The sequence below is a fragment of the Photorhabdus aballayi genome, assembly GCF_026153155.1.
Lineage (GTDB): Bacteria > Pseudomonadota > Gammaproteobacteria > Enterobacterales > Enterobacteriaceae > Photorhabdus > Photorhabdus luminescens.
Window position 1 is genome coordinate 218,819 of record NZ_JAPFCD010000002.1, and the last position, 20,590, is coordinate 239,408.

Genomic DNA, 20,590 nt, shown 5'->3' on the forward strand with positions numbered 1-20,590 from the left:
TATATGTATTCACCAAAATGGTATGTCGGATTGGACATCCAAAATGGCGCCCTTCGCGCCGTCGCAGCTATAAAACGCCGAGATGGCTGGCAGCTTCGCCACTGCTGGCAATATCTTTTATCCGATACAGTTATGCCGGAAGGCCGTCTACAACGGCCAGAAATACTATGTGATATTTTAAATCAATGGCGCCAAGAATTACCTAAAAAAATCAGTTTCAGACTCGCTCTACCTGTACAACAAACATTGCAGAAGAGTCTGGCTTTACCCCCAGATATCAATCTTAAAGAACCGGAACAAGGCTGGTTTATCAATGCTAGCGCCGAGAAACAATTTCCCTTTAACACCCGAGAATTGGCGCTGGATTACCGTATTATTGAACAAAACGCCTACATCAGCGCTGCTCGCCAGAAAGATCTCAACCTCTGGCTACAATGTCTTGCACAAGCAGAAATAATTCCAGACGCCATTGATATTGCCCCCTGTGCCCTACGCTATATAGCGCAATACGCCGGCGTTCCCGCTGATAGTTGGCTGCTACACAGGCAACAATCTGGTTGGCTATGGGTATCTCCTGCCAGTGCCCCCTTCGCTTATGATCTGGTATCAGCAAATACAGCGGCTTCTCCACAGCAGATTATCCGTCAATTATCTGCCTCATCTATGGCTGAACAGCCTGTTTATTACAGTAGCTACCAACAAGAAGCCCTACCTGAAGGAACCTATTCTTGGGATATGTTGGCAGCATTCCGTCACTATCAACCACCACTGCCAGTTCAACTGATGGAATATGTGATAGCCAGTGGTTTAGCACTCAGACCGGATGATAAGTAACGATGTATCAGGTTAATTTTCTGCCTTGGCGACAAACCCGGCTAAGACATCGTTATCGTTGGTGGGCGATTCTTCTCTTATTGCAATTGATATTGTGGCTGACAGTGCTCGTCTGGATGTTATTAAAACAACAGGAAACGATTAACCAGTATCAAAGGCAATTACAACAACTCAGCCAGCAACAATTACATTTGCAACAACAGATAACTCAGACAGAAGAGGCAATCAATCTTCACAACAAACTGATCTATAAATCAAAACAACAACAAACGTGGCTGAAACAGAACCAGCAACATTGGCAATTATTTAATGAATTACCTGAATTACTACCTGAAGGAAGTTGGTTAACCGCTTTTGATGATCAGGCAGGTCAATTAAAACTGGTTGCTAATAGTCTGGATTATTCCAGTATGACCTCTCTGCTGGATAATCTTGAAAACAACGGGCAATTGTCTGAAATTCAACTAAAAAAGATGACCACCACCGAACAACAAATCAGACAATTTATTATTGACGCTAACTGGCGGGCGGAAATATCCAATGATAAAAAGTGACTATCTATGGTGGTTTGCCAAACCAACCTGGCTGCTCTTGATCTGGCAGCAAGCTATCATCATGCTATTTCTGATCCTGTTTTATCTTTTCTTCTGGCAAGAAAAAGCTGAACAGAGAAGTAGCCTGACACAAAAAATAGCAGCCCAGCAAACCAATACAAAAGCAACCCATGAACGACTAAATCAGCTACCGTTATTGGAAGATATACAACAACACATCAACCAAATAGAAAATGAACTCGGTAAACCGCGACAAAATGCGATAAAAATTACCGCAATAAAACAACTACAACAGCCATTGATAAATTCTGGCGCGCAAGTTCTTGAGTGGCAACGTAAAAAAGAAGGGGAAAAAACGCTCTGGCAAATCACAATTTATTTGAACTACGAACAGATGCTGAGTTTTCTTGAAGCGTTACAAACGTTATATCCGCCGTTGCTGATTAAACAGTTTTCCATTTCGCCATCAGGTGAATTCCTAAACGTCAAAATCACCCTGTCAGAAACCTCACATGAGGAATTTTATGACTAAAAAATTTATTCTATTTATCCTTTTTCTGCCCGCTATTGTTGTTGCAGAGATAAGAAATCCTTTTGCTCCCCCTATGATAGAGACAGAAGAGCAATCGGTTGAGTTATTTGATCAATCAGTCAATGAGACCGAAATTCAGTCCCTCTCAACCGTATTACAATATGCAGACGCAGAAAGAATTGCTCTGAATCTCGGACAAAACAGACCCGCACTGATAACGAAAGAGGGTAAAGTTGATTTTGATCCTGAAACTAATAGTCTGATTTTACAGGATACCCCCATCGCTATCGCACAAATAAAAAGCTGGCTGAAAGAGATAGATACACCACAGCAGCAAGTACAGATTACGGCACATATCGTAACCAGCAGCAGAGAAGCATTACATGAACTCGGTATTTATTGGGGCATGCCGATAGGAGAACAGATTAATACATCAACGGGTATAAACCGCCTCAATATCAACCAAGCCGCCAACGATAACATGCATCGATTTGCGTTCAATATTGCCCGTATTCACACCAGTTTGCTGGAAATGGAACTCAGTGCCTTAGAACAAGAAAACCAACTCGATATTATCGCTAGCCCAAGACTAACCGCCTCACATCAACAGCTAGCCAGCATCAAGCAAGGCTCTGATATTCCCTACGTCAGCCAAGAAAAAGAGAAAAGTACCGTGCAATTTAAAGAAGCCGTACTAGGAATGGAAGTTACCCCTCATATACTGAGGAAAAACAAAATCAGACTCTCTCTGAAAATCAGCCAAAACATGCCAGGGATCTCAATAAGCCAAGGGGGAGGTGAGAATTTAACCATCGACAAACAAGAAATAATAACTCAAGTTACTGTAAAGAACGGTGAAACACTTATTCTCGGAGGAATTTTTCAACAGAAAAAAGGCGAGCAAACCCAGAAGGTACCTTATCTATCAGACATCCCATTGATCGGTTCGCTATTTAACCAAAAAGGCCATAAACACAGCCGACGAGAGTTAGTCATATTTATTACACCTCAACTGATGGATATTTAGCCGCAAATGAAAATATAACCGTTATATCAGCAAGTTGGATATAAAAAACTTAACTATTCCGTATGATGATGCGCAGATTTTTCCAACTAATCCTGTTTATAGATTTGACGCTGAGTCCGATTTAGCATACAAGAGTTAACTAATTGAGTGGTCGGGTTTAACATCACAATAATCAGCCAATGAAACCAGAGCTTTCGTTACAAAAAGCTCATCATTGATTTATATAGTTGCAAAACTGGCTGATGTACTGAGATAATTTTGTTATCTGATCTCACATTACCGCTCATGAGGTTTCAGTTTAGGTCCCGCTGCTGATTTGATTAGCGGGGCGGGTTATCATTAACGAATAGTCTTAGTAATACCAAAAACATGGCAGAGAAACGTAATATCTTTCTGGTTGGGCCTATGGGTGCCGGCAAAAGCACTATTGGTCGTCAGTTAGCTCAGCAACTCAATATGGAGTTTTACGACTCCGATCAAGAAATTGAGCGACGTACCGGAGCTGACGTGGGCTGGGTATTCGACGTGGAAGGCGAAGAAGGCTTCCGCGAACGCGAAGAAAAAGTGATTAACGAACTCACTGAAAAACAAGGCATTGTACTGGCGACTGGCGGAGGTTCTGTGAAATCCAGAGAAACCCGTAATCGTCTGTCTGCCCGTGGTGTCGTGGTCTACTTGGAAACCACCATTGAAAAACAGTTAGCACGCACCCAGCGCGATAAAAAACGCCCCTTACTTCAAGTTGACGCTCCAGCACGTGAAGTTTTAGAAAATTTAGCAAACGAACGTAATCCTCTGTACGAGGAAATTGCTGATGTCACTATCCGTACCGATGAGCAGAGCGCTAAAGTTGTCGCTAATCAAATCATTGAGTTACTGGAAAAAAATTGATTCAAGCAAGTCTGTACAGCGATAAATAATTAAGGCGAAGGCTGCTTATGGAAAAGATCACTGTCACTTTAGGGGAACGTAGTTACCCAATTACCATTGCAAAAGGGTTATTTGACGATCCTTCTGCTTTTGCACCACTAAAAGCAGGCCAGCAGGTTATGTTGGTAACGAATCAAACCCTAGCTCCGCTGTATTTGGCAAAAGTAAAAGCCGCCTTGCAGCAAGCCGGGATTCGGGTAGATGAAATAGTTCTACCTGATGGTGAACAGTACAAATCTCTTTCCGTATTAAATGAGGTATTTTCCGCTTTGCTGGAAAATAGCCATAGCCGGGACACAACGCTTATCGCTCTCGGTGGCGGCGTAATCGGTGATTTAACTGGTTTTGCCGCCGCCTGTTATCAACGTGGCGTCCGTTTTATTCAAATACCTACCACCCTTCTTGCTCAGGTTGATTCCTCTGTCGGAGGAAAAACCGCAGTAAACCATCCCCTTGGCAAGAATATGATAGGGGCATTCTATCAACCAGTCTCTGTGATGGTCGATCTCAACTGCCTGCAAACGCTTCCAGCCCGCGAACTCTCTTCCGGTCTGGCTGAGGTCATTAAGTACGGTATCATTCTCGACAGCGCATTTTTTAGCTGGCTTGAAGATAATATGGATAAACTTCTGGCTCTCGACAACCAAGCAATGGCTTACTGCATCCGTCGTTGTTGCGAATTGAAAGCTGAAGTTGTCGCAGCAGATGAGAAAGAATTGAGTGGCTTGCGTGCCCTGTTGAATCTTGGTCACACCTTTGGTCACGCCATCGAAACAGAGATGGGATATGGTGTCTGGTTACATGGAGAAGCGGTTGCCGCAGGCATGGTCATGGCAGCAAGAACAGCTCAACTTGCTGATAATTTCTCCGAACAGGATACTCAACGTATTATCCGATTGTTGGAGCGGGCAAATCTGCCTGTACACGGACCACAAAATATGCCGCCAGAAGCCTATCTGCCACATATGATGCGAGATAAGAAAGTTATAGCAGGTAAATTACGGCTGGTTCTTCCAACAAAAATAGGTAAAGCCTATCTCCGCTCAGATATTGAACACAATTGTGTTATTGACGCTATTCGTCAGTGTTTATCCTATGAAAATGGGTAAATTTTAAGTAAGTTGTATGCTTATGGCATTAAATTAAATGTTTTTTTGCATACATCTGATTGTTGTGTCATAAAATAACGACTCTATCAAACAAATTTCCATCTTAGTTAAGTCAGCCAGCCGGACTGGCTTCAATTGCAATTGGCATCATTGGCTCTGTTTGGAGGGCATATGGACGAATTCAAATCAGAAAATGAACAAAGAGCAGATAATGAGTTTAGGCCAGATACTTCAGATCGCCGTTCTTCACGCTCGCGTCAGCCATTAAATAAACCCAAATTTGCGATTTCACGTCAGCAAATGATGCTCGGCATTGGGATTTTAGTGCTGCTACTGCTGATTATGGCTATCAGTTCAGCCTTAAAAGCCCCAACTGAGCATGAAAAACAGCAATCGCCAAATGTCGCCGAGAAGAATATTGATTTATCAAGTTCATCATCCAGCAACGATAATAATCAATCTACAACATCAGAGAGTAACACCACAAATACAATTAACAGGCCACAGGAAATCCATGTTCCTCCTGTTGGTGGTACTGCAACTCAATCTCATCAGCTGCAAACTAACAATGGCGAAAGCCAAAATCAGCGCATTGAATTACCAGGAAATATTCCTGATGCACTGACTCAACAACAAAGTAATATAAATCACGCAGTGCAAAATCTGAATCAAGCCCAACAATCACAGCCAGTAACACCGCCACCGGTGGTACAACAGAAATCGGAAAATATCCGTCCACTGAAATCAGAAACACCGGCTAAATCAAAACCATCGACAAATCATACTAGCAGTAAAAATAATGAGGTCAGTAGCGCCGGTAGTGATCTATTGAAAACCCCGGCAAACCACTACACTTTGCAATTAAGTAGTGCCAGCCGCTCAGATACACTGACCGCTTTTGCTAAAAAGTATAGTCTTACCCATTACAAAGTTTATGAAACTAAACGTAATGGAAAAATTTGGTTTGTTTTAATTCATGGTGATTACCGTTCCGTTTCTGAAGCTAAACGGGCTGTTTCATCTCTACCAGCCGAGATTCAGGCGAAAAAACCTTGGGTCAGAACGATGCAGCAAGTGCAACAAGACCTAAGAAAATAAAACAATATTTATTAGGCGCTGATATGCTGTCCTAAACAGAGTACAATCTGCGGCTCTGGAATGATTGAGTAATTATTGACAGCATGAAAAAAAAACGCGCTTTCTTAAAATGGGCCGGTGGAAAATACCCGTTGGTAGATGACATCAAACGTCATCTGCCAGCCGGTAGTTGTCTGATAGAGCCATTTGTTGGCGCAGGTTCTGTCTTTTTGAACACCGACTACGACTCTTATATCCTCGCTGATATCAACAGTGACCTGATTAACCTGTACAACACAGTAAAACTCAGGGCTGATGAGTTTATCGTCCACACACGCCCTCTATTTACCCAAGAATACAATACAGCCGAACATTTTTATCAGTTACGAGAGCAATTTAACCAAAGCACTGACCCGTTCTATCGCAGCGTGTTATTCCTTTATCTCAATCGCCACTGTTACAACGGCCTCTGTCGTTATAATTCTCATGGTAAATTTAACGTACCTTTTGGCCGTTATAAAAAGCCCTACTTTCCTGAAGAAGAATTACATTGGTTTGCTGAAAAAGCCCAAAATGCGACTTTTATCTGTGAGCACTATCAACACACGTTGAACAAAGCACATCAAGGCTCGGTTATCTATTGCGATCCCCCCTATGCTCCTTTGTCAGCAACAGCGAACTTTACGGCGTATCACACCAATAGCTTTAACATTGCAGATCAGGAAAATCTGGCAAATATTGCATTTAGGTTATCATCAGAACGTGCAATTCCTGTTTTGATATCCAACCACGATACGCCAATGACACGAAAATGGTACTATCAGGCTTCACTTCATATTGTCAAAGCACGTCGTACTATCAGCAGGAATATCCTTGCCCGCAGTAAGGTAGACGAACTTTTGGCATTATATCGCTGATTTATCCACTCCCCTTTTGCCTCGCAATTAAGGGATGATAGAAACGATTTGGAGAAGATAATGAAAGACTTTCTGATTGCCCCATCCATTTTATCTGCAAATTTTGCGCGGCTGGGTGAAGATACCGCTAAGGTGTTGGCAGCAGGGGCTGATGTTGTTCATTTTGATGTTATGGACAACCATTACGTCCCTAACCTGACTATCGGTCCGATGGTCTGCCAAGCTCTGCGGGATTATGGCATCACTGCGCCAATCGATGTCCATTTAATGGTAAAACCGGTTGACCGCATTATCCCTGATTTTGCCAAAGCAGGAGCGACTTACATTACCTTCCACCCAGAAACCAGTGAGCATATTGATCGCAGTTTACAACTCATCAAAGAGCATGGTTGTAAAGCTGGCTTGGTATTCAATCCTGCAACTCCATTGAGTTATCTTGATTATGTTCTGGATAAATTGGATATCATTCTATTGATGTCGGTAAATCCCGGTTTCGGTGGTCAATCTTTCATCCCTGGAACACTAGAGAAACTGAGTCAGGTTCGTAAAATCATTGATGAAAGCGGTTATGATATCCGTCTTGAGGTAGACGGTGGTATTAAAGCTAGCAATATTGCCGCGGCTGCAACCGCGGGGGCAGATATGTTTGTTGCTGGTTCAGCCATTTTCAACCAACCAGATTACAAAACTGTTATTGATAATATGCGTAGTGAATTGTCAAAGGTATCTCATGGTAAGTAAGGTATTAAAAGGTATTCGTGCTATCGCTTTTGATCTGGACGGCACACTAGTAGACAGCGCCGGTGGTTTGGCTGATGCACTGGATCAAGCGTTGTTAGCCAAAGGTCTCCCTGCTGCGGGAAAAGAGCGGGTTGCTGCCTGGGTAGGTAATGGCGCAGACATTATGGTCGAACGTGCGTTGACATGGGCCAGAGTCAAATTGACCGCGCAACTGCATAAAGAAACCCGTGAGCTGTTTGACCGATTTTATGAAACAACTGTAACAACAGGCAGTCAACTATTCCCAGAAGTCAAAGTTACATTGGCTGAACTGGCAAAACACAACTTGCCAATGGGTATCATCACCAATAAGCCAACACCTTTCATTGCTCCTCTGCTGGCTTCTTTAGGCATCAGTGAATATTTCTCATTAGTGTTAGGTGGTGATGATGTTAAAGAGAAAAAGCCACATCCGGCACCTATTTATTTAACAATGGGCACATTCGGACTGCGTAAGGAAGAGCTGCTCTTTGTCGGTGATTCCCGTAATGATATTTTAGCGGCACAAGCGGCTGGTTGCCCTTGTGTTGGTTTAACTTATGGATATAACTACGGTGAATCTATTGCATTAAGTAATCCAGATTGCATATTAACGAATTTTTCGGATCTGCTATCCACAATTGGACTCCCATTTTTAAAACTTCAGGAAGCATAATAAAATGAATGAACCCACTGTATCTGAAACACTAAACTCCCAAAAACCTATTGTATTCAGCGGCGCACAACCTTCCGGTGAATTAACCATCGGTAACTACATGGGGGCGTTACGTCAGTGGGTTAAAATGCAGGATGATTACGACTGCATCTATTGCATTGTTGACCAACATGCAATCACAGTCCGCCAGGACCCAAAAGAACTACGAAAACGTACTCTGGATACACTAGCGCTCTACCTAGCTTGTGGCATCGACCCAGAAAAAAGTACTATTTTTGTCCAATCGCATGTCCCACAACACGCTCAGTTAAGCTGGGTTCTAAACTGTTATACCTATTTCGGTGAACTCAGCCGCATGACTCAGTTTAAAGACAAATCAGCTCGTCATGCCGAAAACATCAACGCAGGCTTGTTTGATTATCCAGTGCTGATGGCTGCGGATATTTTGGTATACCAAACAAACCAAGTTCCTGTGGGAATCGATCAGAAACAACATCTTGAACTAAGCCGTGATATTGCTCAACGATTTAATTCTATCTATGGCAATATCTTCGCCGTACCAGAACCGTTTATCCCAACGGGTGGCGCTCGTGTTATGGCCCTTCAAGACCCAGAAAAGAAAATGTCCAAGTCAGATGACAACCGCAACAACGTTATCGCCTTGTTGGAAGATCCAAAATCAGCCGCTAAAAAGATAAAACGCGCAGTCACAGATTCAGAAGAACCGCCCCGTGTTCGCTACGATCTGGAACAAAAACCGGGGGTTTCCAACTTATTAGATATCCTCGCGGGTGTTACTGGCAAAACCGTTCCTGAACTGGAAGCAGAATTTGAAGGCCAAATGTATGGACATCTAAAAAGTGCTGTTGCTGATGCAGTTTCCGGTATGCTGACTGAGTTACAAGAACGTTTCCATCATTTCCGTAACGATGAAGTCCTGCTGAATAAAATCATGGCGGAAGGTGCAGCTAAGGCAAAAGCCCGTGCTCAGATTACGCTAGATAAAGTGTATGAAGCTGTTGGCTTTATTGCTCACCCTTAAATCGATAAAATGTGCACGTTCACTACGTGCACATTTCAGGCTACAAAAAAAACCATTTAAAAAACGAGACGTATTTTTACATCATGGATGGTAAAAAGTCTGATAGTTTAACCAGACAGAAAAGCAATACGATTGGACAGATTAAAACAGTGTAAAGCAAGCTTAAACTGACCTATTTAATGTATTCCGATTTTTTATATTGGATTATTTAACTGTTTGATTAAAAAGTTTATTCTGCGGTTGAAAATATTATTAAAGCGATTCATTTTGGAAAATATATTACCTGATTAACCTATTCATATACCCAATGGATTTCAAGATGCATCGCGACGGCAAGGGAGCGAATCCCCGGGAGCATAGATAATTATGTGACCGGGGTGAGCGAGTGCAGCCAACAAAGAGGCAACTTGAAAGATGACGGGTATATTCTTATTTACTTTTTTTCGGGGGATATAACCATTAACAAAACCAATTTTTGCTTCTCATTTTCCATTGATAGTTTTATGAAGGGCAGATTTTAAGCCATTATTAAAGGCCATTGTTTTACCTTCTAGTTTTAATCGGTATAAAGTTTTGACCGTTGTTTTTACCACTTTTAACACCTGCTTTTTATTAGGTTTAATCAGAAGTTTTTCAGCATCCTAATACTGTGCCACATCACCATCACTCCCCAAATGCCTAGAACAACACGGCTCACAAGGCTGAAATCTGCCCGATAAACCATGTCGGATAGCATAAGTAGACGGAAGCCTCACTATAACGGTTTCCTGTCGCCCCTGACGGAAAAATCTGGGATTCAAACGATTTTTCAGACATTTTTTGCCGCTTACCATGAGTTTTCTCTCCACTGAGCATCAACCCCCTCCTACGATGAACATGAAGGTATACGCTTAGAAAACATCTTAAAACAAACCTGTTTCTTGTACAGACCAATATCTGAGTCACAAAAATAAGTCATTAAAAATCAGTTAACTATAAAAAAATCATTTTTTTCTCATATTCACTGTAAGAAATTGTTGCGTAGTGCGACTAATTGAGTGAAGCAGAAGCAAATGCTTGTTTCAGCAAAGCAGTAATTTACCTTCTACACAAATATAAAAGGAACGTTCTATGACGAAGCAAACAACAAAAGCATTATTGGCCCTAGCTTTAGGCAGCGTATTTATTGCAGGGAGTACTTCAGCAATGGCGGATGCCGGCAGCAAAACAGAGAAATGCTATGGCGTTTCTCTGAAAGGGAAAAATGACTGTAAAGCAGGTGCAGGCACCACCTGTGCTGGTACCTCAAAAAAGGATTATCAGGGTAATGCCTGGAAAATGGTACCGGCGGGTTCCTGCGTAAAAATGAAGTCTCCGACCTCCCCAACCGGTTTTGGTCAACTGGACGCATTCAAAGAAGTGTAATTTCGGCATCAGGCAGGAGCTCATATGATGACAATTTCTTTACCCTCACACAGCGTCTCTCGTGATGCTCCTGACCGCCTCATGCTAAATAGGCTTCCGGCTAGAGCAGGTATCGGATTAAAGCCAGAGCATTTTCGCGCTATTCTGCGCGATAAACCCGACATTGGTTTTTTTGAAATTCACGCGGAAAATTATCTGGTTGCGGGTGGTCCGTTTCATCAGGCACTGACCGCCATTCGCCAAGATTATCCGCTTTCTATTCATGGAGTGGGCCTGTCCATCGGAGGAGAAAATCCTCTGAATCAGTCCCATTTACAACGTGTTGCTGCGCTGGTTGAACGCTACCAGCCGGCCATTTTTTCTGAACACCTTGCTTGGTCGACGCACAACGATCTATTTCTCAATGATCTGTTGCCGCTGCCTTATACTGACGTCACGCTGACGCAGGTCTGCGAACACATCGATCAGGTACAGAATGCGCTGCGTCGCCCCATTCTGCTGGAAAACCCGTCCACCTACATCGAGTTCAGCGCCTCAACCATGAGCGAGACCAACTTTATCTCCGAGGTGATACGCCGCACCGGATGCGGACTACTTCTGGACGTGAACAATCTCTATATCAGTGGCGTCAACCATAATCGCTGCCCGCGGCAGATGCTATTCGAGCTGCCACTTCACCGCGTCGGTGAAATTCATCTGGCGGGCTATACGGAAAGCCGCGATGGGGCAAACGACTTGCTGTTGATTGATTCACACGACAGTCATGTGACCGAACCTGTCTGGGATCTCTATAACAAAACCCTGAGTGAAACGGGGCCGATCGCCACCCTGCTCGAATGGGACAGCAATATTCCACCATTAGACGTGCTGCTGAACGAAGCCAGCCATGCCCAGCGTTACATTACAAAGAGCACGAAAAATGCAACAACAACTGTATCAAGCACTTCTTGACCCCAACCTCACAGTACCTAAGGGGCTGACAGCCTGGAACGGTAGCGATCCGGCGGTACGTTTTGCGATTTATCGTAATAATGTCATAACATCGCTGATCGACGCACTGGCCGAAAACTGCCCCGTCCTTCTCGCCCAGCTCGGAGAGTGCTTTTTCCGTGCGATGGCGGCGGAGTTTATACGTCAACAGCCGCCTTCTTCTCCTATTTTGGCGGGCTATGGCACGCAATTGCCGGACTGGATTGCGACGTTTCAGCCGTTGGCAGACTGGCCCTGGCTGAGCGATCTCACCCGGCTGGAAATGTTGTTTATTGAATCGCTGCACGCTGCGGACCCTACCGAACAAACGGCAGACGCGGCCCTCGGTGACGACCCCGCACAGTTGCTGATGGCGCTCCATCCCTCAGTACGGCTCTTTAGTTCAGATTATGCCGTCTTCAGCCTGTGGGCCTCACACCAACAAAGTGAAAACGAGATAATGCTGGACCCATTCCAGCCAGAACATATGCTGCTGTGCCGCGTTGACGACGACGTTCGAATCATGTTGCTCAGCCGGGCGGAAATGCAATTTGTCGCCATGATCCAGTCCGGTCGGTGTCTTACCGAAGCCCTAGACATCGCCGCTAGGGAGGATGCGACTTTTGAGCCTCAACCGGTTTTACAACGCATGCAGCACTACGAGCTGATTCTTTCTCTATATAGCAACACGGAGCGTTAAGATGGCATTACTCAAAATATTAGCGTTAAAGGGGCAACGCATTGCGCAGGAAAGTGTTATCCCCCTTCTGGCGCGCATTAGTCTCGCCGCAACATTCTGGCTGTCGGGCCAAAGCAAAGTAGTGGGATTAAACATAGATATTCTGGAGACAAGCACACCCTGGCAACTAGGGATTCCGCGCGTTACCGACAGCTCCGTGTCGCTCTTTACCAGCGAGTACAAGCTTCCTCTGCTGTCACCCGATGTTGCTGCCGTCATGGCCGCGACCGCAGAACACTTGTTTCCGCTGCTGCTGATCGTCGGATTTGCGACACGCTTCTCCGCACTAGCATTAATGGTGATGACGCTGGTGATTCAGATATTTGTTTATCCAGATGCCTGGCCTGTCCACGCTACCTGGCTGACGGCTCAGTTGTATCTGGTGACGTATGGCGGTGGGAGGTTTTCACTTGATCGCCTGATTTACCGCCATCGTACCTGATTCCCCTTCCCTACGTTACTTTATTTTGATTCTCGTTTTCGCCACGAGCGAATGCAGAAGTGATAGTGCGCAGGTCGGCAAGCTGTTGTCTGAAATTCCGGCACCCGTTGCATATTCGCAAATGCAGCATTAGCTGAACATGTTGAGAAAGCACGATTTTTGCATCCAGCGCCTGAGACATCAGGCGCGTAGCTTGGTAACAACTAAGCATATTTACCCTCCTGGGAAAACCAGCGTTGTGACAAACATTCGCGTAAACGCATACGCGCACGCCAGAGCATCACATTTAGGTTGCTGACAGAGAGCGCCATCTCCCGACAGATCTCCTGAGTCTCAAGGCCAACAAATTCACGCATCATAAATGCCCGCGCGTTTTGCGTTGGCAACTGTGTCAGACAAAGCTCAAAAACCGTCCAGAATTGCTCCTGCTCGGCCGCCTCATCCGGTAAATGCCAGCGCTGAGGATGCTCGTTTCGCGGCCAATGACCAGATTCATCAAACAACGCTTCAAAATTTTGCTCATCAGCATCATCAGTCAATTGCACGCTACTATGCCGATAACGCATACGCAAGGCATCTGAGATTTTGTTGCGCAGGATCGTAAACACCCAGCTCTTCCAGGCGGCTCGTCCGGCAAAAGAAGCGGCATTCTTCATCGCCCCTTCCAGCGCCTCTTGGACAACATCTTCCGCTTGATGAAAATCATTCAACTGCAAGCTGGCAAACTGCAACATCTGTTTATGCAGCATGGAAAAAAACTGCGGATCCCGCAGCAGGTTATTGATATCGGACATTGTGGTTTCTATCTTAACAAGGATTGTTCTGGATAACCGGGTATTATTGGCGGAATCGCCGAAATTTACTCACATGACTTAGGGGCCGTTTGGGGAATGGAGGTAATTCTAAATTAAAATCCATCTAATAGTAACAAAATGCGATGAAAAGACGCTTAATGTCCATGCAAACTGCCAGTAAAAACCTTTTCGTTTTATCATTGACGAAAACTTGGCAGTGATAAATAGTCAAGACGCTAAAAGTCAGCAATCTAAAATGTGCACGTGGTGAACGTGCACAGTTTATCATTTTCCGAACAACCTACGGTTAAAATCCTCAATCTTTCCAAACATCACCCGCTTTTGCATAGTCAAGCTCCAACTAGCAGATAACCCAGCGGCACTCATCAACCGACGATATTGCTCTTCATCAAATGGCATATTAAAAGCAATCGCTATCGCTTCCTTAACGAAAACATCACTATTACGGGAAATAAGAACAAGAGGTTCATCTGGGCTGACATTTCCCGCAGCAATAATTCTATAAAGCCAGCCACAGCGCCCACTCTCCTGCATAATGGCAGAAAAATTGCTGATACCAGAATGAGAATTAAGTTTGTAACAAGGCGAACGAGGTTGAGTTACTTGAATTATTGCCCCTCCCCAACTGAAAATGTCACCAATACAAACATTTTCTTCAGTCAACCCAGTTGTGGAAATATTTTCACCAAATGCTGGAGCAATAAAAAAATCTTCTTGATCAGGAAATTGATGTTTCCAGAAATCATAGTGTTCACGAGGATAATGACAAAGTGCACGATCAGGGCCGCCGTGGAAACGGGTTTCGGCCTGCTCATCACCTTCTAATCCTAAAGAAGTCAGACGCAGGCTACCATCAACCATCCGTTTGTTAATTGCGCTGGCAGAAAGTTTTCCTGATATTTCAATTTTACCTGTATATACCTGCGGACAATACATAATTCACTTTCCTTATTGAAATCAGTCTGACATCACCATCATAAACCAACATTCAACCAATAAAAATGCCGGCAGTCATATCAGCCGGCATAGCAGAAAAGAGAAATTATTCCGTAAGTTATTTCACTTTTTCCTGGTAACGTCTTGCTGCTTCATCCCAGTTAACAACGCTCCAGAATGCTTTAATATAGTCAGGACGACGGTTTTGGTACTGTAAATAATAAGCATGTTCCCAAACATCCAGACCAATAATTGGATAACCGGATGCACCAGAAATAGCTTCCCCCATTAGTGGGCTATCCTGGTTAGCAGTCGATACAACCGCCAGTTTGCCATCATCTTTCAGTACTAGCCACGCCCAGCCAGAGCCAAAACGGGTAGCCGCCGCCTGCTCAAATTTCTCTTTAAAAGAATCTATGCTACCGAAATCACGTTCAATCGCTTCTTTTAATGGACCTTGCAGAGTCGTACCTAATTTCAGACCTTTCCAAAACAAGCTATGGTTAGCGTGTCCACCAGCATTGTTACGTACAAAAGTACGTTTATCAGCAGGTATCTTATCTAATTGCTGAATCAGATCATCAATATCCAGTCCCTCCAGCTCAGGGAAAGCTTCCAAGGCGCTATTGGTATTATTGACGTAAGTCTGATGATGCTTGGTATGGTGGATTTCCATCGTCTGCTTATCAAAATGAGGTTCCAGAGCTTCATAAGAATAAGGAAGAGAAGGTAATGAATAGCTCATATCATGTACTCCAGTCATATAAGAATGGTTCAAAGTCCACACCTTGTGAACAACGTGATCATTATAGTTAATTAAATATTATTGGAAATGTTTATCAATACCACACTCTTGTCATGGTTTTATTATACAACTGTGTTTCAGTGACTTATCAGTCAATTTATCTATATTTAACATTATTATTAGATTAGGATTTTGAATTACTATTTTTGATTAGCAATTAAACCTAAAGAAACCCGCCACACTAAATGACAATTACGTGAAAAATTTTCTTTTTATTGCGTGATCTTCCGCGCAAAAAAAAAACAAAAATTCTCTTTACACTTTAGTTAACTTTGATTTGACATAATATTAACATTCGCAAGGAGAATATTATATGACCAAAATAATGAAGCACCCTATTCCTGCCACCATTGCAGAACATGCCCTGATAAATAAACAACAATACCAACAAAACTACCAATTATCGTTGCAAGATCCGGAAAGATTCTGGGGTGAGAAAGGCAAAATTGTTGATTGGATTCAACCTTACACCAAGGTAAAGAATACCTCTTTTGATCCAGGACATATCAGTATCCGCTGGTTTGAAGATGGAACACTAAATTTAAGCGCAAATTGTCTTGATCGTCATCTAAAAGAACGTGGTGATCAAACCGCTATTATTTGGGAAGGTGATGATCCAACAGAATCCAAAGCAATAACCTATCGTGAACTACACCATGATGTATGCCAGTTCGCCAATGTATTAAAAAATCTAGGTATTAAAAAAGGCGATGTTGTTGCTATTTACATGCCGATGGTGCCAGAAGCAGCGGTTGCCATGTTAGCATGTGCCCGCATTGGTGCTATCCACTCTGTTATTTTCGCGGGTTTTTCTCCTGACGCCGTATCCGGGCGCATCATCGATTCGAATACTAAACTTGTCATTACTGCCGATGAAGGATTGAGAGCCGGACGCACTATCCCCCTGAAAAAGAATGTCGATGACGCATTAAGTAATGCAGCCGTTGTCAGTGTATCTAATGTAATCGTTTTTAAACGTACTGGAAATATTGGTCACTGGCAATCTGGCCGTGACCTTTGGTGGCATGAATTGGTCGCAGACGCTAGTACTGACTGCCCAGTTGAAGAGATGAATGCAGAAGACCCGCTGTTTATTCTCTATACTTCCGGATCTACCGGTAAACCTAAAGGTGTACTGCACACCACCGGAGGTTACCTTGTATATGCATCTCTAACATTTAAATATGTATTCGATTATCAGCCGGGGGAAGTCTATTGGTGTACAGCAGATGTAGGTTGGGTTACCGGACATAGTTATCTGCTCTACGGCCCCCTTTCCTGCGGCGCTATTACTCTAATGTTTGAAGGCGTGCCAAACTATCCTGCGGTTAACCGTCTAAGTCAGGTTATTGATAAACATCAGGTAAATATCCTGTATACAGCACCAACAGCAATTCGTGCCTTAATGGCTGAAGGCGACAAAGCTATTGAAGGAACAAAACGTACTTCTCTGCGCATTATGGGATCAGTCGGCGAGCCGATTAACCCGGAAGCTTGGGAATGGTATTATCAGAAAATTGGTAACAGCAAATGCCCGATTGTCGATACCTGGTGGCAAACAGAAACTGGTGGCTTCATGATCACACCACTGCCAGGCGCAACCGAACTGAAAGCAGGTTCCGCAACGCTACCTTTCTTCGGTGTTCAGCCCGCGTTGGTTGATAATCTTGGTGAACTACTAGAAGGTGCTTGTGAAGGAAATCTGGTTATTACCGACTCCTGGCCAGGACAAGCACGCTCACTATTTGGCGATCATGACCGTTTTGAACAAACCTATTTCTCTACCTTTAAGGGAATGTATTTTAGTGGTGATGGCGCACGCTGTGATGAAGATGGCTACTATTGGATAACTGGCCGTGTTGATGATGTGCTGAATATTTCCGGCCACCGTCTAGGAACTGCTGAAATTGAATCTGCTTTGGTCTCCCATCCTAAAATTGCAGAAGCGGCTGTCGTAGGTACCCCACATAACATTAAAGGGCAGGCAATTTATGCCTATGTCACCTTGAATCACGGTGAAGAGCCCTCTCCAGAACTCTATACAGAAGTCCGTAATTGGGTACGTAAAGAAATCGGCCCGATTGCTACACCAGACATCCTACACTGGACAGACTCATTACCAAAAACCCGGTCAGGAAAAATTATGCGTCGTATCCTGCGCAAAATAGCCTCCGGCGATACCAGCAATCTAGGAGACATTTCAACACTAGCAGATCCAGGAGTGGTAGAGAAATTGTTGGAAGAAAAACAAACAATGAGTATTTCGTGACAGATCATGCCGCCATAAGGCGGCTGTAATCAAAATATAATAAATATATACCCTATGGATTTCAAGATGCATCGCGACGGCAAGGGAGCGAATCCCCGGGAGCATAGCAAACTATGTGACCGGGGTGAGTGAGTGCAGCCAACAAAGAGGCAACTTGAAAGATAACGGGTATAAGAGGATATACTCCGATGAATGACGATATTTACCTAGGGATCGAGAATAACCCTCGTTTCAAAGAATTGGTTGAAAAACGAGGACGTTTTGCATGGCTGCTATCAATAATTACATTAATTCTGTATATCGGTTTTATTTTTCTCATTGCATTTTCACCCGAATGGCTAGGTACTCCCCTTTATAATGGTTCCAATATCACCCGTGGAATACCAGTTGGTGTTGGTTTAATTGTTATTTCATTCATTTTAACCGGCTTATATGTAATCAGAGCCAATAACGAGTTTGATCACCTTACCTCACAAATTCTCAGTGAGGTAAATAAATGAAAAAGTTCCTGTTATCAGCAATAGTGCTATTTCCTCATCTTACCTGGGCTAACACAATCTCTGGAACCGTAGAAAAGCAACCTGTCAATATTCAAGCTATTATCATGTTTGTCCTGTTTGTTGGTTTTACTCTCTACATCACTTACTGGGCCTCAAAAAAAACCCGCTCCCGTGCTGATTACTACACTGCGGGTGGACGTATTACTGGTTTCCAAAATGGAATGGCAATTGCGGGAGATTTTATGTCCGCAGCATCATTCCTCGGTATTTCCGCTTTAGTCTATACGTCTGGTTATGATGGACTAATTTATTCTATCGGCTTCTTGATTGGCTGGCCTATTATCCTATTTCTGATTGCCGAAAGATTAAGAAACCTTGGACGCTATACTTTCGCTGATGTCGCTTCCTACCGGTTACAACAACGCCCGATCCGTATATTATCTGCAATTGGCTCACTGTTTGTTGTCGCCCTTTATCTTATCGCCCAAATGGTTGGGGCAGGTAAACTTATCGAATTGCTTTTTGGACTCAATTACCATGTAGCGGTCGTATTGGTTGGTATCCTGATGGTATTTTATGTTCTGTTTGGCGGTATGCTGGCAACGACCTGGGTACAAATTATCAAAGCTATCCTATTGCTAGCTGGCGCCACCTTTATGGCCCTTATGGTCATGAAAGCAGTAAACTTCAATTTCAATACCCTATTCAAAGAAGCCGTTGCTGTTCATTCAAGAGGTGAAGCCATCATGAGTCCAGGAGGATTGGTATCTGACCCAATATCCGCGCTTTCCCTCGGTCTCGCATTGATGTTTGGTACTGCTGGCTTACCTCATATTATTATGCGTTTCTTTACTGTAAGTGATGCGAAAGAAGCACGAAAAAGCGTTTTCTATGCGACTGGCTTTATTGGCTATTTTTACATTCTGACCTTTATCATCGGTTTCGGTGCTATTTTACTGGTTAGTCCAAACCCTTCCTTTAAAGATGCTACCGGTGCACTCATTGGTGGTACTAACATGGCAGCCGTTCACCTCGCTAATGCAGTTGGCGGCAACTTGTTCCTGGGTTTCATCTCTGCTGTCGCTTTTGCCACAATTCTAGCTGTTGTTGCGGGGCTAACACTGGCTGGCGCATCAGCGGTATCACATGACCTATACGCAAACGCCATTAAACGTGGTAAAGCTAATGAACGAGATGAACTGAAAGTATCAAAAATAACAGTTGTGGTACTTGGGTTTATCGCAATCGGATTAGGTATTTTATTTGAAAACCAGAATATAGCCTTTATGGTTGGATTGGCATTTTCTATTGCTGCAAGCTGTAACTTCCCAATTATTCTTTTATCTATGTACTGGCGTAAACTCACCACCCGTGGTGCCTTAGCCGGAGGTTGGCTAGGATTAATTACAGCGGTAGTTTTGATGATCCTCGGCCCAACAATCTGGGTTAGCATTCTTGGTCACGAGAAACCAATCTATCCTTATGAATATCCAGCATTATTTTCAATGATTATCGCTTTTATTGGTTCATGGCTATTTTCTATCACCGATAATTCACAACAAGGTATACAGGAAAGAGAACAATTTAGAATCCAGTTTATTCGATCACAAACAGGACTTGGTATCGCACAAGGAAAAGCACACTAATTACATTTTTATGTCCAACCTCTCCTTCGGGAGAGGTATTTTCACTAGAATCCACCTAAATTCAGAGCTATTTCACAAGTTAACCTCTTGTTTTAATCCTAGGTTAATGATTAACTCTTTTATTTAAATTTATTAATTAAATTATTAATCTGTATGCGAAACAAATGGCCAATTATTATTATTTTGACTCTCTCTTTACTACCGATAATATTCATTAGTGATTTATCTGGTGAGTATAAATTAAAAATAACATTACTGAGTTTCTTGTTAGCAAGTGTTAATGCATTTTTTTATTATTATAAATATCTTAAGCCTTTGGTTTTACTTATTTCTCTATTTTGGTCACTTAATATATCTACATCTTTTTTCTTCTTTAATGAACATCATATAAACTTTTCTTCAACTATTGCTAATACTTTTATTAATACAAATAGCAATGAAGCTGTAGGTATGTTGTCTTACAACAAATACTATGTATTTTTCTTTATTTTCATGTTGTTAATATATTTTTTGTCTATTAGATGGCTATCAAAAAATATAGACAAAAGATTACTCAAATCTAGTTTATGGGCTTTTATTTTTGTCTGTCTGTTAATGCCTATTGACTA

The 20,590-nt window shown here is 43.1% G+C and carries 23 protein-coding genes; 18 read left to right on the forward strand and 5 right to left on the reverse strand.

Annotation, left to right across the window (positions count from 1 at the left end):
- The first annotated feature begins 3 nt into the window (after nt 1-3).
- The 11 genes from pilM (at nt 4) to trpS (ending at nt 9,457) form a co-directional block, all read left to right on the forward strand.
- Entirely contained in the window at nt 4-834 is an 831-nt protein-coding gene (gene pilM, locus OO184_RS02305) for a pilus assembly protein PilM (RefSeq protein ID WP_265377804.1), read from the forward strand.
- A 2-nt stretch (nt 835-836) separates the two neighbouring features.
- Nucleotides 837-1,388, forward strand: coding sequence for a PilN domain-containing protein (locus OO184_RS02310; protein WP_265377805.1), 552 nt, complete (start codon nt 837-839; stop codon nt 1,386-1,388).
- Entirely contained in the window at nt 1,375-1,920 is a 546-nt protein-coding gene (locus tag OO184_RS02315) for a hypothetical protein (RefSeq protein ID WP_265377806.1), read from the forward strand. Before OO184_RS02310 ends, OO184_RS02315 begins: the two co-directional genes overlap by 14 nt.
- Nucleotides 1,913-2,947 (forward strand): type IV pilus secretin PilQ, encoded by a 1,035-nt coding sequence (gene pilQ / locus OO184_RS02320; protein WP_265377807.1) that lies wholly within the window; start codon nt 1,913-1,915, stop codon nt 2,945-2,947. The genes OO184_RS02315 and pilQ overlap by 8 nt, the downstream gene beginning before the upstream one ends.
- A gap of 369 nt (nt 2,948-3,316) precedes the next feature.
- On the forward strand, nt 3,317-3,838 hold the full coding sequence (gene aroK, locus OO184_RS02325; RefSeq protein WP_011144496.1) for a shikimate kinase AroK: 522 nt from the start codon (nt 3,317-3,319) through the stop codon (nt 3,836-3,838).
- A 47-nt stretch (nt 3,839-3,885) separates the two neighbouring features.
- Nucleotides 3,886-4,986: a 3-dehydroquinate synthase gene (gene aroB, locus OO184_RS02330; RefSeq protein ID WP_265377808.1), complete on the forward strand. Its 1,101-nt coding sequence runs from the start codon at nt 3,886-3,888 to the stop codon at nt 4,984-4,986.
- A gap of 171 nt (nt 4,987-5,157) precedes the next feature.
- On the forward strand, nt 5,158-6,084 hold the full coding sequence (locus OO184_RS02335) for an SPOR domain-containing protein (protein ID WP_265377809.1): 927 nt from the start codon (nt 5,158-5,160) through the stop codon (nt 6,082-6,084).
- Nucleotides 6,085-6,167: 83 nt separating this feature from the next.
- Nucleotides 6,168-6,980, forward strand: a complete 813-nt coding sequence (dam, locus tag OO184_RS02340) for an adenine-specific DNA-methyltransferase (protein ID WP_265377810.1) — start codon at nt 6,168-6,170, stop codon at nt 6,978-6,980.
- Nucleotides 6,981-7,040: 60 nt separating this feature from the next.
- Nucleotides 7,041-7,721, forward strand: a complete 681-nt coding sequence (gene rpe, locus OO184_RS02345) for a ribulose-phosphate 3-epimerase (protein ID WP_265377811.1) — start codon at nt 7,041-7,043, stop codon at nt 7,719-7,721.
- Nucleotides 7,711-8,415, forward strand: coding sequence for a phosphoglycolate phosphatase (locus OO184_RS02350; RefSeq protein WP_139654521.1), 705 nt, complete (start codon nt 7,711-7,713; stop codon nt 8,413-8,415). Before rpe ends, OO184_RS02350 begins: the two co-directional genes overlap by 11 nt.
- A 4-nt stretch (nt 8,416-8,419) precedes the next feature.
- Nucleotides 8,420-9,457 (forward strand): tryptophan--tRNA ligase, encoded by a 1,038-nt coding sequence (gene trpS / locus OO184_RS02355; protein WP_265377812.1) that lies wholly within the window; start codon nt 8,420-8,422, stop codon nt 9,455-9,457.
- A gap of 693 nt (nt 9,458-10,150) precedes the next feature.
- On the opposite strand, the gene OO184_RS02360 is transcribed toward trpS, so the two are convergent.
- Nucleotides 10,151-10,312: a hypothetical protein gene (locus OO184_RS02360; protein WP_265377813.1), complete on the reverse strand. Its 162-nt coding sequence runs from the start codon at nt 10,310-10,312 to the stop codon at nt 10,151-10,153.
- A 255-nt stretch (nt 10,313-10,567) separates the two neighbouring features.
- On the opposite strand from OO184_RS02360, the gene OO184_RS02365 reads away from it, so the two are divergent.
- From OO184_RS02365 to OO184_RS02380, 4 genes are read left to right on the forward strand one after another with little or no spacing between them, the layout of a single operon-like run.
- Entirely contained in the window at nt 10,568-10,861 is a 294-nt protein-coding gene (locus OO184_RS02365; protein WP_049583836.1) for a BufA1 family periplasmic bufferin-type metallophore, read from the forward strand.
- A 24-nt stretch (nt 10,862-10,885) separates the two neighbouring features.
- A complete protein-coding gene (gene bufB / locus OO184_RS02370) occupies nt 10,886-11,812 on the forward strand; it encodes an MNIO family bufferin maturase (protein ID WP_265377814.1) in 927 nt (308 codons plus the stop codon).
- A complete protein-coding gene (locus OO184_RS02375) occupies nt 11,781-12,530 on the forward strand; it encodes an HvfC/BufC N-terminal domain-containing protein (RefSeq protein ID WP_265377815.1) in 750 nt (249 codons plus the stop codon). Before bufB ends, OO184_RS02375 begins: the two co-directional genes overlap by 32 nt.
- Before the next feature lies 1 nt (nt 12,531).
- Nucleotides 12,532-13,011, forward strand: a complete 480-nt coding sequence (locus OO184_RS02380) for a DoxX family protein (protein WP_265377816.1) — start codon at nt 12,532-12,534, stop codon at nt 13,009-13,011.
- Between the two features lie 10 nt (nt 13,012-13,021).
- Here the strand turns inward: OO184_RS02380 and OO184_RS02385 are convergent, their stop codons facing one another.
- The 4 genes from OO184_RS02385 to sodA all read right to left on the reverse strand — a co-directional run bounded on the left by OO184_RS02385 (nt 13,022) and on the right by sodA (nt 15,507).
- Nucleotides 13,022-13,222, reverse strand: a complete 201-nt coding sequence (locus OO184_RS02385) for an anti-sigma factor family protein (protein ID WP_265377817.1) — start codon at nt 13,220-13,222, stop codon at nt 13,022-13,024.
- Nucleotides 13,215-13,805: an RNA polymerase factor sigma-70 gene (locus OO184_RS02390; RefSeq protein ID WP_265377818.1), complete on the reverse strand. Its 591-nt coding sequence runs from the start codon at nt 13,803-13,805 to the stop codon at nt 13,215-13,217. The genes OO184_RS02385 and OO184_RS02390 overlap by 8 nt, the downstream gene beginning before the upstream one ends.
- A 285-nt stretch (nt 13,806-14,090) precedes the next feature.
- Nucleotides 14,091-14,762 carry a 6-hydroxyaminopurine reductase gene (gene yiiM / locus OO184_RS02395; RefSeq protein WP_265377819.1) on the reverse strand — a complete coding sequence of 224 codons (672 nt, stop codon included), beginning with the start codon at nt 14,760-14,762 and terminating at the stop codon, nt 14,091-14,093.
- 118 nt (nt 14,763-14,880) lie between these two features.
- Complete coding sequence (gene sodA, locus OO184_RS02400) at nt 14,881-15,507, reverse strand: superoxide dismutase [Mn] (protein WP_265377820.1); 627 nt, start codon at nt 15,505-15,507, stop codon at nt 14,881-14,883.
- A 373-nt stretch (nt 15,508-15,880) separates the two neighbouring features.
- On the opposite strand from sodA, the gene acs reads away from it, so the two are divergent.
- The 3 genes from acs to actP all read left to right on the forward strand — a co-directional run bounded on the left by acs (nt 15,881) and on the right by actP (nt 19,982).
- Nucleotides 15,881-17,836, forward strand: a complete 1,956-nt coding sequence (acs, locus tag OO184_RS02405; protein ID WP_265377821.1) for an acetate--CoA ligase — start codon at nt 15,881-15,883, stop codon at nt 17,834-17,836.
- A gap of 188 nt (nt 17,837-18,024) precedes the next feature.
- Nucleotides 18,025-18,336, forward strand: a complete 312-nt coding sequence (locus tag OO184_RS02410; RefSeq protein WP_265377822.1) for a DUF485 domain-containing protein — start codon at nt 18,025-18,027, stop codon at nt 18,334-18,336.
- A complete protein-coding gene (actP, locus tag OO184_RS02415; RefSeq protein ID WP_265377823.1) occupies nt 18,333-19,982 on the forward strand; it encodes a cation/acetate symporter ActP in 1,650 nt (549 codons plus the stop codon). Before OO184_RS02410 ends, actP begins: the two co-directional genes overlap by 4 nt.
- Nucleotides 19,983-20,590: the final 608 nt, after the last annotated feature.